The sequence below is a fragment of the Goekera deserti genome, assembly GCF_010685995.1.
Classification (GTDB): Bacteria; Actinomycetota; Actinomycetes; order Mycobacteriales; family Geodermatophilaceae; genus Goekera; species Goekera deserti.
Genome location: NZ_JAAGWK010000014.1, coordinates 16,804 through 31,940 on the forward strand (window position 1 = coordinate 16,804; position 15,137 = coordinate 31,940).

Annotated in this window: 16 protein-coding genes; 6 read left to right on the forward strand and 10 right to left on the reverse strand. The window is 75.2% G+C overall.

From position 1 onward, the window contains the following. Positions 1-46 precede the first annotated feature (46 nt). Positions 47-1,360: a class I SAM-dependent RNA methyltransferase gene (locus tag G1H19_RS23950; RefSeq protein WP_152727507.1), complete on the reverse strand. Its 1,314-nt coding sequence runs from the start codon at positions 1,358-1,360 to the stop codon at positions 47-49. Between the two features lie 8 nt (positions 1,361-1,368). Further along, entirely contained in the window at positions 1,369-3,417 is a 2,049-nt protein-coding gene (locus G1H19_RS10880) for an APC family permease (protein WP_162392296.1), read from the reverse strand. Positions 3,418-3,583: 166 nt separating this feature from the next. Here G1H19_RS10880 and G1H19_RS10885 point away from each other — a divergent pair, with 166 nt between their 5' ends. Beyond that, positions 3,584-4,243, forward strand: coding sequence for a potassium channel family protein (locus G1H19_RS10885; RefSeq protein WP_162392297.1), 660 nt, complete (start codon positions 3,584-3,586; stop codon positions 4,241-4,243). Next, positions 4,243-4,920, forward strand: a complete 678-nt coding sequence (locus G1H19_RS10890) for a potassium channel family protein (RefSeq protein ID WP_152727506.1) — start codon at positions 4,243-4,245, stop codon at positions 4,918-4,920. The genes G1H19_RS10885 and G1H19_RS10890 overlap by 1 nt, the downstream gene beginning before the upstream one ends. Positions 4,921-5,276: 356 nt before the next feature. Here G1H19_RS10890 and G1H19_RS10895 read toward each other — a convergent pair whose 3' ends face one another. The 7 genes from G1H19_RS10895 to G1H19_RS10925 form a co-directional block, all read right to left on the reverse strand. Next, positions 5,277-6,173 carry a DUF3159 domain-containing protein gene (locus G1H19_RS10895; RefSeq protein WP_235927907.1) on the reverse strand — a complete coding sequence of 299 codons (897 nt, stop codon included), beginning with the start codon at positions 6,171-6,173 and terminating at the stop codon, positions 5,277-5,279. Then, on the reverse strand, positions 6,170-6,547 hold the full coding sequence (locus G1H19_RS10900) for an OB-fold nucleic acid binding domain-containing protein (RefSeq protein ID WP_162392298.1): 378 nt from the start codon (positions 6,545-6,547) through the stop codon (positions 6,170-6,172). Before G1H19_RS10900 ends, G1H19_RS10895 begins: the two co-directional genes overlap by 4 nt. After that, positions 6,544-7,341, reverse strand: coding sequence for an alpha/beta hydrolase family protein (locus G1H19_RS10905; protein WP_162392299.1), 798 nt, complete (start codon positions 7,339-7,341; stop codon positions 6,544-6,546). The genes G1H19_RS10900 and G1H19_RS10905 overlap by 4 nt, the downstream gene beginning before the upstream one ends. 4 nt (positions 7,342-7,345) lie before the next feature. Further along, on the reverse strand, positions 7,346-8,050 hold the full coding sequence (locus G1H19_RS10910) for a DUF3710 domain-containing protein (RefSeq protein ID WP_152727505.1): 705 nt from the start codon (positions 8,048-8,050) through the stop codon (positions 7,346-7,348). Between the two features lie 50 nt (positions 8,051-8,100). Beyond that, a complete protein-coding gene (gene dut / locus G1H19_RS10915) occupies positions 8,101-8,619 on the reverse strand; it encodes a dUTP diphosphatase (protein ID WP_235927908.1) in 519 nt (172 codons plus the stop codon). A 9-nt stretch (positions 8,620-8,628) separates the two neighbouring features. Beyond that, positions 8,629-9,579 (reverse strand): hypothetical protein, encoded by a 951-nt coding sequence (locus G1H19_RS10920; protein WP_152727504.1) that lies wholly within the window; start codon positions 9,577-9,579, stop codon positions 8,629-8,631. Positions 9,580-9,664: 85 nt separating this feature from the next. Then, positions 9,665-9,967, reverse strand: coding sequence for a DUF4193 domain-containing protein (locus G1H19_RS10925; protein ID WP_152727503.1), 303 nt, complete (start codon positions 9,965-9,967; stop codon positions 9,665-9,667). A gap of 394 nt (positions 9,968-10,361) precedes the next feature. Between G1H19_RS10925 and G1H19_RS10930 the strand changes: the two genes are divergently transcribed. Further along, entirely contained in the window at positions 10,362-11,408 is a 1,047-nt protein-coding gene (locus tag G1H19_RS10930; protein WP_162392300.1) for a phosphotransferase family protein, read from the forward strand. A 91-nt stretch (positions 11,409-11,499) separates the two neighbouring features. Then, positions 11,500-12,036 (forward strand): LytR C-terminal domain-containing protein, encoded by a 537-nt coding sequence (locus G1H19_RS10935; protein WP_152727502.1) that lies wholly within the window; start codon positions 11,500-11,502, stop codon positions 12,034-12,036. 78 nt (positions 12,037-12,114) lie between these two features. On the opposite strand, the gene G1H19_RS10940 is transcribed toward G1H19_RS10935, so the two are convergent. Then, the gene (locus tag G1H19_RS10940; protein ID WP_235927910.1) at positions 12,115-13,002 is read right to left on the reverse strand and encodes an inositol monophosphatase family protein; all 888 of its coding nucleotides are present in this window, start codon (positions 13,000-13,002) and stop codon (positions 12,115-12,117) included. Positions 13,003-13,114: 112 nt separating this feature from the next. Here G1H19_RS10940 and ppgK point away from each other — a divergent pair, with 112 nt between their 5' ends. Both ppgK and G1H19_RS10950 read left to right on the forward strand, forming a co-directional pair. Continuing rightward, a complete protein-coding gene (gene ppgK, locus G1H19_RS10945; protein ID WP_162392301.1) occupies positions 13,115-13,858 on the forward strand; it encodes a polyphosphate--glucose phosphotransferase in 744 nt (247 codons plus the stop codon). A gap of 344 nt (positions 13,859-14,202) precedes the next feature. Then, positions 14,203-15,137: RNA polymerase sigma factor (locus G1H19_RS10950; RefSeq protein ID WP_204282671.1), on the forward strand; the 935-nt coding region annotated here is incomplete at its 3' end.

The window sequence follows — 15,137 nt, forward strand, 5'->3', positions numbered from 1 at the left end:
CGGCGCTGTGAGCTGCCCGGGAGGTCGCTGGGAGCGGGTGCCGGGGTCAGCCGGGCAGCGCGGGGGTGGTGCGCTCGAGCAGGGCCACGCACTCCACGTGGGCGGTCATCGGGAACGCGTCGAAGGCGCGCAGCCCGGCCAGCCGGTACCCGCCGGCCAGGAACACCGCGACGTCGCGGGCCAGCGACGCCGGGTCGCAGGCCACGTAGACGACCGCGCGGGCGCCGCTGCCGGCGAGCACCGCGCTGACGTCGGGGCCGGCACCGGCCCGCGGCGGGTCGAGCACGACGACGTCCGGTGTGCCCAGCTCGGCCAGCAGCCCGTTCAGGCCCTCGGCGTCCACGTCGCCCTGCCACACCTCGGCGTGCCGCAGGTCGCCCAGGTTGTCCGAGGCGGCCGCGCACGCACCGGCGTCGGACTCCACGCACACGACCCGCCCGCCCGGTCCGGTCTCCGGCGCCAGGGCGCCGCCGAACAGCCCGGCCCCGGCGTACAGGTCGAGCACGACCTCCCCCGGCCGCACCCCGGCGTAGCCGCGCACGGCCTCCACCAGGGCGTCGGCGGCGTCCGGGTGCACCTGCCAGAACCCGGTGCCCTGCACCTCCCAGTCCCGGCCACCGGCCTGCCGCCGGGCCCGGCCCAGCGCCTGGGTCTCCGACGGCGACAGCGCCGCGGCAGCCGCCGGCGGGTACGCATCGCCGGCTCGGGCCATCCGCGTGCTCAGCGGGCGGCCCCGGCGGTCGAGCCGGGTGGTGGCGACCGCGCCGGTCGAGTCGACGGCGACGTCCACCGCGCCGGCGCCGGACCACGAGCGGCCCAGGACGGCGGCCACCGCCGGCTCGACGGTGATCGGGCAGTCGTCGAGCACCAGCACGTCGCGGGAGCGGTGCGGCCGCAGGCCCGGGCGCCCGGCCCGGTCCACGGCGAACCGCGCCCGGGAGCGCCACCGCAGCGGCCCGCCGGGCAGCTCCTCGACCACCACGTCGACCTGCAGGCCGGCCAGCCGGGACAGCTGCTCGGTGACCACCGCGGCCTTGAGCCGGTGCTGCTCGGGCACGCTGGCGTGCTGCCAGTCGCACCCGCCGCACCGGCCCGGGCCGCTGTACGGGCACGGCCGGTCCACCCGCTCCGGGGACGCCGCCAGGACCTCGACGGCGTCGGCCCGGCAGAACCGCTCGTGCCTGTCCTCGGTGACCCGCACGACGACCTGCTCGCCGGGCAGCGCGTGCCGGACGAAGACCACCCGGCCCTCGTGCCGGGCCACGCAGTGCCCGCCGTGGGCCACCGGCCCGACGGCCACCTCGAACTCGCGCCCGGTCCAGCTGCCCTCCCGCTCGGCGAGGTCGTCCCGCCTAGACATGCGGGCGCCTAGACATCCGAGCGGACCGTGAGGTCGGCCGGCTCCGGGTCGAGCGCGTCGGTGGTGAGGCCGCGGCGCAGGTCGCCGACCGCGGGACCGTGCACCTCCTCCCGGCCGACCGAGCTCTCCAGCTGCCACGGGACGCTGGTGATCATGACGCCGGGCTGGAACTGCAGCCGGGTGCGCAGCCGCAGCGCGCTCTGGTTGTGCAGCACGTTCTCCCACCAGTGCCCGACCACGTACTGCGGCACGAAGACGATGACCAGCTCGCGCGGGCTGGACCGGCGGATGTCCCGCACGTACTCGACCACCGGCCGGGTGATCTCCCGATACGGCGACTCCAGGACGGTCAGCGACACCGGGATGTCGTAGCGGTCCCAGTCGGCCTGCAGCGCCCGGGTGTCGGCGTCGTCGACGTTGACGGTGAGCGCGGTGAGCACGTCCGGGCGGGTGGCCCGGGCGAAGGCGAGGGCCCGCAGCGTCGGCTTGTGCACCTTGGACACCAGGACGACGGCGTGCACCTTGCTGGGCAGCGTGCGGGCGTCGCTGTCGGGGGTGAGCTGCTCGGACACGTTGGCGTAGTGCCGGTTGATCGCCCGCATGAGCGCGAAGATGATCGGCATCGCCACGATCACCAGCCAGGCGCCGGTGGCGAACTTGGTGACCACCACGATGACCAGCACGAACGTGGTCAGCGTGCCGCCCACGGTGTTGATCACCCGGGAGCGCAGCATGCGGCTGCGCTCGGCGGGCCCGGCGGTGCGCAGCTCGCGGTTCCAGTGCCGCACCATGCCCCACTGGCCGATGGAGAAGCTGGTGAACACCCCGATGATGTACATCTGGATCAGGTGCGTGGAGTCGGCCTCGAACACCACCAGCAGCAGGATGGCGAACCCGGCCAGCAGCAGGATGCCGTTGCTGTAGACCAGCTTGTCCCCGCGGGTGTGCAGCTGCCGGGGCAGGAACCTGTCCTGCGCCAGCACCGACCCCAGCAGCGGGAAGCCGTTGAACGCGGTGTTCGCGGCCAGGATCAGCACCAGCGCGGTGGCCGCCTGGATGAGGTAGAAGCCGAACGAGGTGTCCCCGCCGAAGACGGCGCTGGCCACCTGGGCGATGACGGTGCGCTGCGGCTCGGTCTCGCAGTCGACGAACCCGATCAGGTCGCAGGTGTTCTCGGTGTACTTGACGTCGGAGAGCAGCGCGAGGGCGGTGACCCCGATGAACATCGTGGCCGCGATGCCGCCCATGAGGGCCAGCGTGGTGGCGGCGTTGCGGCTCTTCGGCGGCCGGAAGGCCGGCACGCCGTTGGCGATGGCCTCGACCCCGGTCAGCGCCGTGCAGCCGGAGGAGAACGCGCGCAGGACGAAGAAGACCAGCGCCAGCCCGGCCAGCTGCGTGTAGCCGGGCTCGGCCTGCAGCGTGTAGCCGGCACTCTCGGCCACCGGCGGGGAATCGGTGAAGAACTCCCGGAACAGCCCGGTGCCGATCATCAGCAGGATGCTGGAGATGAACAGGTAGGTGGGCAGCGCGAACGTCTTGCCCGACTCGCGCAGCCCGCGCAGGTTCGCCGCGACCAGCAGGCAGACCAACCCGACGGCGATGGGCACGCGGTACTCGTCCAGGCTGGGGAAGGCCGAGATGATGTTGTCGGTGCCCGAGCTGACCGACACGGCCACGGTCAGCACGTAGTCGGTGAGCAGCGCGCTGGCCACCACCAGCGAGGCGAACTGGCCGAAGTTCTTGGACGCCACCTCGTAGTCACCGCCGCCGGACGGGTAGGCGTGCACGACCTGGCGGTAGGACAGCACCACCACCGTGAGCAGCACGACGACGCAGGCGGCCAGCCACGGCGCCAGGTAGAGGAACGCCGACCCGGCGAGGGTCAGCACGATGAGGATCTCCTGCGTGGCGTAGGCCACCGAGCTCAACGGGTCGCTGGCGAAGATCGGCAGCGCCAGCCGCTTGGGCAGCAGGGACTCACCGACCCGGTCGCTGCGGACGGGCCGGCCGAGCACGAGTCGTTTGGGCAGTTGTCCGAGGTCGGACAGGGAGGGCACCCGGCGATGGTACGGGCGCCGTCCGGTGTCGACCCGCCGATGTGGCCGGCGGCACGGACCCCGCCGGCGGACGCCGTCCGGCCCGGCGCGCCGGCCCCGGGTACGTTGACCCGCTGTACGTCCGGACGGCCGACGTCCGGACCGCCGCACCCCCCTGGAGGACGTCGTGCACGTGGTCGTCATGGGCTGTGGCCGGGTGGGCTCTGCCATCGCGCTGCGGCTGGAGGAGGTCGGGCACAGCGTCGCCGTCATCGACCAGAACGCCGAGGCGTTCCGCCGCCTGGGGCCGGAGTTCAACGGCCGGCAGGTGACCGGCCTGGGCTTCGACCGGCAGGTCCTGCTGGACGCCGGGATCGACAGCGCCGGTGCGTTCGCCGCGGTGAGCAGCGGCGACAACTCCAACATCATCAGCGCCCGGGTGGCCCGGGAGACCTTCGGCGTGGAGCACGTCGTCGCCCGGATCTACGACTCCAAGCGGGCCGAGGTCTACGAGCGGATGGGCATCCCCAGCGTCGCCACCGTGCCGTGGACGGTGAACCGGCTGATGCGCGAGCTGCTGTCGGAGAAGGTGAGCGAGATCTGGCGCGAGCCGACCGGGCAGCTGCTGCTCATGCGGGTCACGGTGACCGACCCGTGGGTGGGCCGGCCGCTGACCGAGCTGGAGGGCGCCACCGGCGCCCGCGCCGCCTGGCTGGTGCGCTTCGGCGACGCCCTGCTGCCCAAACCGAGCACCGTGCTGCAGACCGGTGACCACCTGGTCATGGCCGCCAGCGACGAGGTCGCCGCCACCGTGCACCAGGTCATGGTGAGCGGAGGGCAGCACTGATGCGCGTGGCCATCGTGGGGGCCGGCGCCGTCGGCCGCTCCATCGCCGGGGAGCTGCTGGGCAACGGGCACTCGGTCATGCTGATCGAGAAGAACGGCCAGAAGGTGCGCACCCGCGCGGTGCCCGGTGCCGAGTGGGTGCAGGCCGACGCCTGCGAGGTGGCCTCGCTGGAGGAGGCCCAGCTGTCCACCTGCGACGTGGTGATCGCCGCGACCGGTGACGACAAGGCCAACCTGGTGGTCTCGCTGCTGGCCAAGACCGAGTTCGCGGTGAGCCGCGTGGTGGCCCGGGTGAAGGACCCGCGCAACGAGTGGCTGTACACCGAGGCCTGGGGTGTCGACGTCGCGGTGTCCACCCCTCGGGTGCTGGCCGCCCTCGTCGAGGAGGCCGTCACCGTCGGGGACGTCGTGCGGCTGATGAGCTTCCGCCGGGGCGCGGCGAACCTGGTGGAGATCACCCTCGCCGAGGACACCCCGTGGGTCGGCCGCCCGCTGCGCGAGGTTCCCCTGCCGCGGGAGACGGTGCTGACCACCATCCTGCGGGGCGAGCGGGTGATCACCCCCTCTCCCGACGAGCCGCTCGAGGCCGGTGACGAGCTGCTGTTCATCACCCACGGCGAGGTCGAGGAGGAGCTGCAGCGGGTGCTGTGCGCGGAGGGCCGGGCCCCCCGCACCTGAGCACCCCGCGTCCCGCCGCCGACGGACCCGACCGGGCCCTGCGGCACGTCCCGAGCGCGCCGTGGCCCGCGCGGTCCGCCGGACCGGTGTCACCGGGGGAGCGTCACCCCCCGGTGACACGACCGGTGGACTCCACTGCCGGACCGGTGCCCGGGGAAGCGTCACCTCCCGGTGACACGACCGGTGGACTCCACCGCCGGACCGGTACCCGGGGAAGCGTCACCTCCCGGTGACACGACCGGTGGACGTCCACTGCCACCCCCGAGTTCGGCCCCAGGTGATCAGGAGCGGGCCGTCGGTGCGGACGGGGCCGGCCGGCTCCGGGTGGCGTCGCCGGCCGGGCGCGCGCGGGCCGGTCAGGCCGGGTCGGGGGCCCGGTGCCGGTGCAGGCGGGCGACGACCCAGAGCGTGACCAGCAGCGCCGCACCGGTGACCGGCAGCCCGAGCAGCAGGCTGGACGTGCCCAGCAGGCCGACCTCGTCGCGCACGTAGAAGAAGCCGGTGACCGCCGAGCGCACCAGGAACGTCCCGGCCCACAGCACGGTCAGCCAGGTGTAGGCGCGCAGCACCCGCCGGTCCTGCCGCCAGTGCCGTTCCGGTGCGGCGTCCCGGGGGCGGGCCCCCGGCGCCGACGGCATGGACGGCGCGGGCGGGGCGGACGGCCGGCGGCCGCGGGCCAACCCGCGCAGGGACGGCGTCGAGTGCGCGGCCATCGTGCCCAGGTGGCTGGGCGCCAGGAACTCGGCGATCACCCCGACCAGCGGCCAGCGCACCACCGTCGAGCCCAGCAGCACGACGCCGATGGCGATGTTCCGGATCAGCCCGGGCACGAAGAAGTTCCGGGCCTCGCCGGACCGGGCGGCGATGAACACCGCGATCGCCACCCCGAAGACGCCGCTGAACGCCTGCTGCACGCTCTCCCGGCGCACCAGCCGCAGCAGGAACACCAGCGCCGCGGTGATGCCCGCCGCCCAGATGCCGGTGCGCAGCTCGCCGAGGGAGTTGGCCACGATGAACGCGATCGTGGGCAGCGAGGCGTCGACCATGCCGCGCCAGCCGCCCAGCTGGTCGAGCACCATCGCCCGGTCGAACGCCGGCGCCTTCCCGGGGCGGGCGTCGTCCTGCAGGTCGGGTGCGGGGTGCGGGTCGGGTGCGGGGTGCGGGTCGGGTGCGGGGTGCGGCGAGTCGGTGGTGGTGTGCTCGGCGGTGTCCCGGTCCGGGGCACCGCGGGAGGGCTCCCCCGCTGCCGTCACCCGGCGCTCAGCTCGTACCAGGGGTTGTAGATCACCTGTCGGCCCTCGAAGGCGCCGAAGCGGCCGCGGGCGGTGAGCGAGCGGCCCGGCTCGATGCCGGGGATGCGGCGGCGGCCGAGCCACACCAGGGTGACCGAGCCGGAGCCGTCGAACAGCTCGACCTCCAGGGTCGGCACCGTCTCCCGCGGAGTGTAGACGACCGACTTGAGCCGACCGGTCACGGTGACCACCTGGCCCCGGCGGCACTGGCTGACCGGCTCGCTGCCGGCGCTGTGCACGTGGGACTGCAGCTCCTCGGCGAGCACCGTCTGGTCGTCGGCGGTGATCCGGGCGATCTTGCGCGACAGCCAGCTGCGCGGACGTGTCTCGGTCACGGCGCCCACGGTACTGCGGCACCGCGGGCAGCGGAGCGCGCGTCCAGCCAGTCCACCACCACCTGCCAGGACGGGTCGGCCGGGTCGATCACCACCCGGTGGTCGCCCGGCACCAGCTGCAGCTGGGCGTCGTCCCCGGCGGCGCGGGCCGCGGCGGTGTACCGCTCGCTCTGCTCCGGGGGCACGGTGACGTCGCCGGTCGGGTGCACGCACAGCACCGGTACACCGGTGGGCAGCAGGCGCACCGGGCTGGTCACCGCGTACCGGCCGGGGTGCTCGGCCGGCGGGCCGCCCAGCAGCCCGGGGACGGCGTCGTCGCCCATGCCCTGCGCCGCGGCCAGCTCCAGGTCCAGCACCCCTGCCTGGGACACCGCCGCGGTGACCCGCTGGCGGGGTGCGGCGCCCGGGGCCCCGGCGGGCAGCAGGTGCCGCGCGGCGGACCAGGCCGCCAGGTGCCCGCCGGCGGAGTGCCCGACCACGGCCACGTCGGCCAGGTCCAGCCGGTCGGCGTCGGGCAGGTCGGGCAGTGCGTCCAGCGCGGCCGCGACGTCGTCGAGGGTGTGCGGCCAGCCGCCGCCGCGACCCACCCGGCGGTACTCCACGGCCACCGCGGCCCGGCCCCGGCGGGCCAGGTCCGCGGCCAGCGGGCGGGCCAGCTCGATGCCGTACGCCACCCGCCAGAAACCGCCGTGCAGCAGCACCACGACCGGCGCCCGGGCGTCGCCGCCGGGCAGGGTCAGCTCGAGGAACTGGTCGGGGTCGGCGCCGTAGGCGTGCCGGGTCGGGCTGGGCACGGGGTCAGCCGGCCGGTGGCGGCGTGCGGCCCGCGGCCTGCTGCTGGCGGGCGATCTGCTCGGCGGCCTGCGGCGGCAGCGTCATCGGCAGCTGCTCGCGCACCGGCAGCGGGTCGCTGCCGCGCACCACCACGATGTCCCGGAACGCCTTCTCCAGCGGGCCGGCGGCAGCCGGGTCCTCGGCGGCCGCGCCGCTGATCATGCCGCGCAGGAACCACCGCGGCCCGTCCACGCCGAGGAACCGGGTGGCCCGCCGGACCGCCTGCGGCGAGGCGGCCTCACCGGCCACCGGGTTCACCGTGGCGACGACGTGACCGGTCAGCTCCGGGCCGAACGGGCCCTCCACCTCCGTCAGCGCACCGCCCTGGCCCTTCGCGCTGCGGGCCAGGTCGGCGCGGACGTCGTCCCAGATGCCGTCGGCCCGGGGGGCCGCGAAGGCGGACACCTGCAGCAGCGAGTCCCCGTGGCGCAGGCTGGCCCCGACGACCTTCTGCTGGGCGTTGACGTCGACGCGCAGCTCCATGCCCGCGGCGGCGGGCAGCAGGATCGAGCCCAGGTCGACCCGGGTCACCCCGTCCGCCGGGGCGTCGGCGGCGTCGTAGGGGCCCGAGGTCTCCGCCACCGGCCGCTCGCGGTGCTGCGGCTCCGGTGGGACGCCGCGCTCGCGCAGGCTCCGGTCGATCTTGTTGCGCCGTCGTCCGAACGGCATCTCAGGTCCGCCCCTTCACAGTCGTGTCGGCCACTGGTCGTCCTCGGCTCTCACTCGGTCCGGTCGGCCGGACGGGCGCCGGTGCCCGTCGCGGCAGTGTGCCCGCCGGTCGAGCCGTGCCCACCCTCGCCCCGCACGCTCACCGGCAGCACGTCGACCGGCACGAACCGGGCCCGGACGACCGGCTGGACCACCAGCTGGGCGACCCGGTCGCCGCGCTGCAGCCGCAGCGGCGCGCGCGGGTCCAGGTTGACCAGGTTGACCTTGATCTCGCCGCGGTAGCCGGCGTCGATGGTGCCCGGCGCGTTGACCAGGCTGAGCCCGTGCCGGTGGGCCAGGCCCGAGCGGGGGTGCACGAAACCGGCATAGCCCTCCGGGATGGCGACCGCGACACCGGTGCCGACCAGCGCCCGCTGGAACGGCTCCAGGACGACGTCCTCGGTCACCCGGAGGTCGGCGCCGGCGTCACCGGGCAGGGCGTAGGCGGGCGGGCAGCCGTGCGGGTCGGTGACCAGCAGCGGCACGTCCAGCTGCCCGTCCGGCAGGGGCGGCGGGGTGGGTTCGGGCACGGCCTGAGGTTAGTGGGGCAGGGCCGTGCGCAGGTCGGCCAGCACGGCAGCGGCGAGCTTCTCGGTGCCCTTGCGGTTGCTCCGCGCGCCCAGGGCGGCACCCAGCAGCATCGGTGCGGCGGTGGTGGCGTTGCCCACGAGCCGGCGGGTGACCCGCCGCTGCAGCGCGTGGACCCCGGCGGTGGCCAGCCCGGCGAAGCGACTGCCGTGGGCGTCCCGGCCGACCGCCCGCTGGGTGCTCCAGCTGGCGAGGTAGGCGGCGGCGCGCTGCGCCGCGTCGCCGGGCGCCGGACGGCCGTACAGCTCGTGCAGCTCACCCAGCAGCACCACCTCCACGGCGGCGACCAGCACCGTCTCGGTGCCCAGCTCCAGGGGCAGCGCGACCAGCGACGGCGGGGCCAGCCACTGGGCGGCGCTCAGCCCACCGGTGGCCATCCCGATGCCGGAGGTCAGCGTCACGGCCCGGGCCACCAGCGCGTCGGCGATCTCGGCGTCGGTCGCCCCGGGGTACGCGGCGCGCAGCCGGGCGGCGTCCCGGATGGGGAGCCGGGGGGCCGCGGCCGCGAGCAGGTCGCCGAACACCCCGCTGCCGGCCCAGCCGGTGCGCCCGGCGCCCGACCCGCCGGTCGGGGTGCTGCCGGTCGTGGCACCGCCCCCGGACCCGGGGCGCAGCGCCCCGGCGACCGCCACCAGGACCTCACGCAGCGCAGCCCCGGTGGACCGGCCGCCGGCCGCCTGGCCGGCACCGGCCGGCCCCTGACCGGCCGTCCCCGGCCCCGGGGTCGGGCTGCCGGCCGGGTCGGGGCCCAGCAGGCCCGCCACCGCGTCGGCCACCGCCCGGGCGGCGCGGCCGAAGCCGCCGCCGGCCGGGTCCGACGGCGGTGTCGCCGCCGGGGTGGTCACCGGCCGGGGCGGTGGGACGTCGCGCAGCGCGCCGGTCCGTGGCGGTTCCTCGGTCATCGGTCCCCCGGTGAGGTGCTGGAACGGCCCCTTCGCAGGGCCCCGCGGCGAGCCTGCGAGTCGTGGGGGGCGAAGGGGTCCTTCATCAGGCGGCGCAGTCGCGGCAGACCGGCTGGCCGTTCTTGGTGGTCGCCAACCGGGTGCGGTGGTGCACCAGGAAACAGCTGGAGCAGGTGAACTCGTCCTCCTGCTTCGGCAGCACCCGGACGGTCAGCTCCTCGTTGGACAGGTCCGCGCCCGGCAGCTCCAGCGCCTCGTTGAAGTCGGTCTCGTCGACGTCGACCGAGGAGGACTGCGCCTCGGCCCGGCGGGCCTTCAGCTCCTCGAGGGAGTCCTCGCCGAGCTCGTCGGACTCGTTGCGTCGTGGGGCGTCGTAATCGGTGGCCATGGTGAGCCCCTCTCGTGTGTCCTGCGGGCGTGGTCCGCCCGCTCGAGTCCTCCGCGGGCGTGCTGCCCGCTGATCCGTGGGGCGGGCGTGCTGCCCGCCGTGCCGCGCCGGCGTCACGTCGCCGTCGCGGCCCGGCCACCGTGGTGGCCGGCTGGTCCGTGCGGGGGTCGGATGCGTCCTCCGCGCTCCCACCACCCGTCCGGGCCGGTGCTGCCCCGTGGGCTCCGGGCGTGACCCGGCAGCACCCACGTGTCGCCGGTGATCGGACCGGCAGGCCCCCCAACGTCGCTGTCACCCCGTTTGTGCCCGGGTCCGCGAGACGTGTGCAGAGCCGGTCACCGGGCCTTCTCGCACGGCTCGCGGGCGGGCGAGCGCCAGAGGTTACCCTGCCGCCGTGGCGACGACGGTGGGTGCTGATCCGGGGGTCGTGGGGCCCTACCTGGCGCAGGTCCTGGGCGAGGAGCGGTGGCGTTCGGTCACCGTCGACCTGATCGCCGCCGGCATGAGCAACCTGACCTACGTGGTCACCCCCGAGGGCGGTCCGGACGACGACGCGATCATCCTGCGCCGCCCGCCGACCGGCGCCGTGCTGGCCACCGCGCACGACATGGGACGCGAGCACCGGGTGATCAGCGCGCTGGGCCCGACGGAGGTCCCGGTGCCGCGCACGCTGCACCTGGAGACCGACCCGAGCGTGCTCGGCGCGCCGTTCTACCTGATGGAGCGGGTGGTCGGCGTGCACGTGACCGACCAGCTGCCGCCCGGCTACGCCGACGACCCGGCCGGCCGCCGGGCCCTGGCCGACGGGCTGGTCGACACGCTGGCCGCCCTGCACCAGGTCGACCCGGCCGCGGTGGGCCTGGCGGACTTCGGGCGGCCCGAGGGGTTCCTGGCCCGCCAGGTGCGCCGCTGGACCGGCCAGTGGGACGCGACCCGGGACACCGACCGGCCCGGCCTGGACGCGCTGGCCGCCCGGCTGGCCGAGACGGTGCCGCCCACCCGCCGCACCGGCATCGTGCACGGCGACTTCCGGATGGACAACTGCCTGCTCGACCCGCAGACGCCAGGCCGGGTGCGGGCGGTGCTCGACTGGGAGATGTCCACCCTCGGCGACCCGCTCACCGACCTGGCCCTGCTGTTCGTCTACTGGCCCGAGGCCGGCGACGAGCAGAGCATCGCGCTGAGCCGGGTCACCGCCCTGCCCGGGTTCCCCACCCGGGCCGAGGTCGCCGAGCACTACGCCGGGCGCACCGGCGCCGACCTGGGTCACCTGTCCTGGTACGTCGGGTTCGCCTACTTCAAGTTCGCCGCCATCCTCGCCGGGATCGTGGCCCGCTCGGCGGCCGGCGCGATGGCCGGCAAGGACACCGCCGGCTACGCGGACAAGATCGACCCGTGCGTCGAGCTGGGACGCGCCGCGCTGGACGACGGTGCGCTGTGATGCCAGCCGGCGCACCTAGACTCCGCGGCGACCTCGCTGCCGGGCCCGGGCACCCGCCTGGCCTGCGGTCGAGCACCGACGAGGAGAGCGCATGACCCAGGCCACCGAGCGGCCGCCCGCCCGGGCCACCAGCGGGCGTCGCCCGCTGCCGCCGCTCATCGTCCTGCTCGTGCTGGCCGTGATCGCCCTCGGCGTCTGGTGGAACGTGTTCCGGGACGAGGCCGAGCGCGACGCCCGGCAGGCCGCCGCCTGCGCCACGGCCACCGCGGCCGCGCCCTCGCTGGACCCGGCCACGATCACGCTGCGGGTCTACAACGACACCGACACCCCGGGCCTGGCCCAGACGGTGAGCACGACGCTGCAGTCGCGCGGCTTCACCGTGCAGGAGACCGCCAACGACCCCTCCGACCGGAAGACCGAGGGGGTCGGCGAGCTGCGCTTCGGCGCCCGGGGCGCCACCACCGCCAGCTACGTCGCGCTGTACCTGCCCGGCATGACCACCTACCGGGACGACCGCTCCACCGACCTGGTCGACGTCGTCATCGGCCCGGACTACACCGCGGTGGCCGCCCCGGAGGACATCGACGCCGCGCTGGCGACCGAGGCGAGCGCCGCAGCGGCCTGCTGAGGGAGGACCCGCATCCACCCGGCCCGCGTGCAGGGTCGGGCCGCGGGCCTGCGCGTGATGAGGGCTCACGGTCCTCCCTCAGGGGTGCTCGGCGCAGAGCCGGTCGAGTAGTTCCACCAGCGGGCCGGCCAGCGTCGGGCCGGCCGCGACGACCATCGGCTCGCCCACCGGCCGGCCGGGCAGCCCGGTGACCACCATCCCGGCCTCCCGCACCACCACCGCGGCCGCCGCGTGGTCCCACCGGTGCAGGTCCAGCTCGTAGAAGGCGTCCAGCCGGCCCGCGGCCACCTCGCACATCTCCAGGGCCGCCGAGCCGTAGCGGCGCACGTCGCGCACCAGCGGCAGCAGGTCCGCCACGATCGCCCCCTCCCGGCGGCGCAGCCCGGCGGCGTACCCGAAGCCGGTGCCCACCAGCGCGAGGTCCAGCGTCGTGGGCGCCCGGCCGGTCAGCCGGGACGGCGCCGCTCCGGGCGCCTCCCGCCACGCCCCCCGACCGCGGGCGGCGCTGAACACCTCACCGGTGGCCGCGTTGTGCACCACCCCGGCCACCGCGACGCCGTCCAGTTCCGCGGCGATGCACACGGCGTACGCCGGGACGCCGTAGAGGAAGTTGACGGTGCCGTCGATCGGGTCGACGACCCAGCGCACCCGCCCGGTCCCGTCACCGGCGCGGGGCGCCCGGGCCTCCCGCGCGGCGCCCTCCTCCCCCAGCACGCCGTCGTCGGGACGCGCCGCCAGCAGCCGCCGGACGACCAGCTCCTCGCAGGCCCGGTCCACCGCGGTGACGACGTCCACCGGGCTGCTCTTCGGCTGGACGTCGTCGGCCGCGGTCGCCCGGCCCGCGGCGACCAGCCCGGCCGCCTCGGCCGCGGTGGCCCGGGCCAGCGCCAGCAGCTCGTCCACCAGCGGGTCCGCCACCGGCCCGGACGACGGGGTCGCCCCAGGGGCCTGCTCGGGTGTCTGCACGGCGCCGATGCTGCCGCACCCCGCGACGCACCGGCGGGCCGGCCGCCGGGTGGGCGGCGCCCCCGGTGGCCTCGGTGTCGCCACCGGGAGGGGGCGCCCCTAGCCTGTGGTCGTGCAGGGCTTCGGTGTGGACATCGGTGGGAGTGGCATCAAGGGGTGCGTCGTCGACCTGGATCGAGGTGAGCTGGTCGGCGAACGGGTACGGATCGAGACACCACAGCCGGCACTGCCGGACCCGGTGTGCGACGTCGTCGCCGAGATCGTGCAGGGCTTCGGCTGGACCGAACGGGTGGGCGTCACCTACCCCGGGGTCATGAAGAGCGGCGTCGCCTTCACCGCCGCGAACATGGACGCCAGCTGGATCGGCACCGACGTCGCCACGCTGATGGACGACCGGATCCCGGGCACCGTCCAGACGCTGAACGACGCCGACGCCGCGGGCCTCGCCGAGATGGCCTACGGCGCCGGGAAGGGCGAGCGCGGCCTGGTGCTGATGCTGACCTTCGGCACCGGCATCGGCAGCGCGCTGTTCATCGACGGCACGCTGGTGCCCAACTGCGAGTTCGGGCACATCGAGGTCGACGGCCAGGACGGGGAGAAGGCCGCCTCGGCCAACGCCAAGGAACGCGAGGACCTGTCCTACCCCCAGTGGGCGGCCCGGGTGGACCGCTACCTGGACACCCTGGAGAAGTCGCTGTGGCCCGACCTGATCGTCGTCGGCGGCGGGGTGAGCAAGAAGGCGCACAAGTGGGTGCCGCTGCTGTCCACCCGTACCCGGGTCGTGCCCGCGGCCCTGCTCAACGACGCCGGCATCGTCGGGGCCGCCCTGGCGGCCTCCCAGCGCGTCGGCCAGTGACCCCGCGCCCGGGGGGACGACACCTCCCGGGTGGACACCAACACGCCGGGGCGTAGCTACAATGGAGCAGCCCCGCGTCGACCGACCCCCGGTCGGGACCTCATCCCCCGCCCCGTCACCGGTGGAACACCTCACTGGTCGGAGCGCCGGCGGTCCCGCCCGAGCCGGCCACCGCCAGGCGCTGCCCTCGGGCCGTTGAGGCCCGCGAGCACCTCACTGCAGCACGGGAAGGAACCTGAGTGCCCGCCGATCAGTCAGCACCCGACGCAGTCACCGCGAGCACGACGAACCGCCGTACGGCGGTCCCCGCTCGTCCCAGCGCCACGGCGCAGGCGACGGCCTCGGTGGCCACGGGCACCGCCACGCCGGCCCCCAAGCCCGCCCGCGGCGCGGGCAAGGGCGCCAAGCCGGCTGCCAAGCGCACCAAGCCCACGATCTCTCCCTCCCCCGGCCAGCCCGAGGGCGCCGTGCTCACCGCGGTGTCCTCCGACGGCACCACGGTCGCCGTCGTCGACGGCAAGGAGGGCCTGACCCTCGACGAGACCATCGTGGCCGGCAAGGACGGCGTCGCCGAGGCCCAGCCCGGTGACAAGGACGCCGAGGACAAGGCCGAGGGCGGCTCGGAGTTCGAGTGGGACGACGAGGAGGAGTCCGAGGCGCTGCGGCAGGCCCGCAAGGACGCCGAGCTCACCGCCTCGGCCGACTCGGTCCGCGCCTACCTCAAGCAGATCGGCAAGGTCGCGCTGCTCAACGCCGAGGAGGAGGTCGACCTCGCCAAGCGGATCGAGGCCGGGCTCTACGGCACCGAGCGGCTGCGCCAGGTCGAGGAGGACGGCCTGAAGATCTCCCCGCAGATGCGGCGCGACCTCCACTGGATCGTCCGGGACGGCGAGCGCGCCAAGAACCACCTGCTGGAGGCGAACCTCCGCCTGGTGGTGTCGCTGGCCAAGCGCTACACCGGCCGGGGCATGGCGTTCCTGGACCTGATCCAGGAGGGCAACCTGGGCCTGATCCGCGCGGTGGAGAAGTTCGACTACACCAAGGGCTACAAGTTCTCCACCTACGCCACCTGGTGGATCCGCCAGGCGATCACCCGGGCGATGGCCGACCAGGCCCGCACCATCCGCATCCCGGTGCACATGGTCGAGGTCATCAACAAGCTCGGCCGCATCCAGCGCGAGCTGCTCCAGGACCTGGGTCGCGAGCCCACCCCGGAGGAGCTGGCCAAGGAGATGGACATCACCCCGGAGAAGGTGCTGGAGATCCAGCAGTACGCCCG

What these genes read in the sequence shown, in the direction of transcription:
- G1H19_RS10925 (WP_152727503.1), bottom strand. Translation starts at nt 9,967, where the DNA reads ATGGCCACCGATTACGACGCCCCACGACGCAACGAGTCCGACGAGCTC.
- G1H19_RS10935 (WP_152727502.1), top strand. Translation starts at nt 11,500, where the DNA reads ATGACCCAGGCCACCGAGCGGCCGCCCGCCCGGGCCACCAGCGGGCGT.
- G1H19_RS23950 (WP_152727507.1), bottom strand. Translation starts at nt 1,360, where the DNA reads ATGTCTAGGCGGGACGACCTCGCCGAGCGGGAGGGCAGCTGGACCGGG.
- G1H19_RS10910 (WP_152727505.1), bottom strand. Translation starts at nt 8,050, where the DNA reads ATGCCGTTCGGACGACGGCGCAACAAGATCGACCGGAGCCTGCGCGAG.
- G1H19_RS10890 (WP_152727506.1), top strand. Translation starts at nt 4,243, where the DNA reads ATGCGCGTGGCCATCGTGGGGGCCGGCGCCGTCGGCCGCTCCATCGCC.
- G1H19_RS10920 (WP_152727504.1), bottom strand. Translation starts at nt 9,579, where the DNA reads ATGACCGAGGAACCGCCACGGACCGGCGCGCTGCGCGACGTCCCACCG.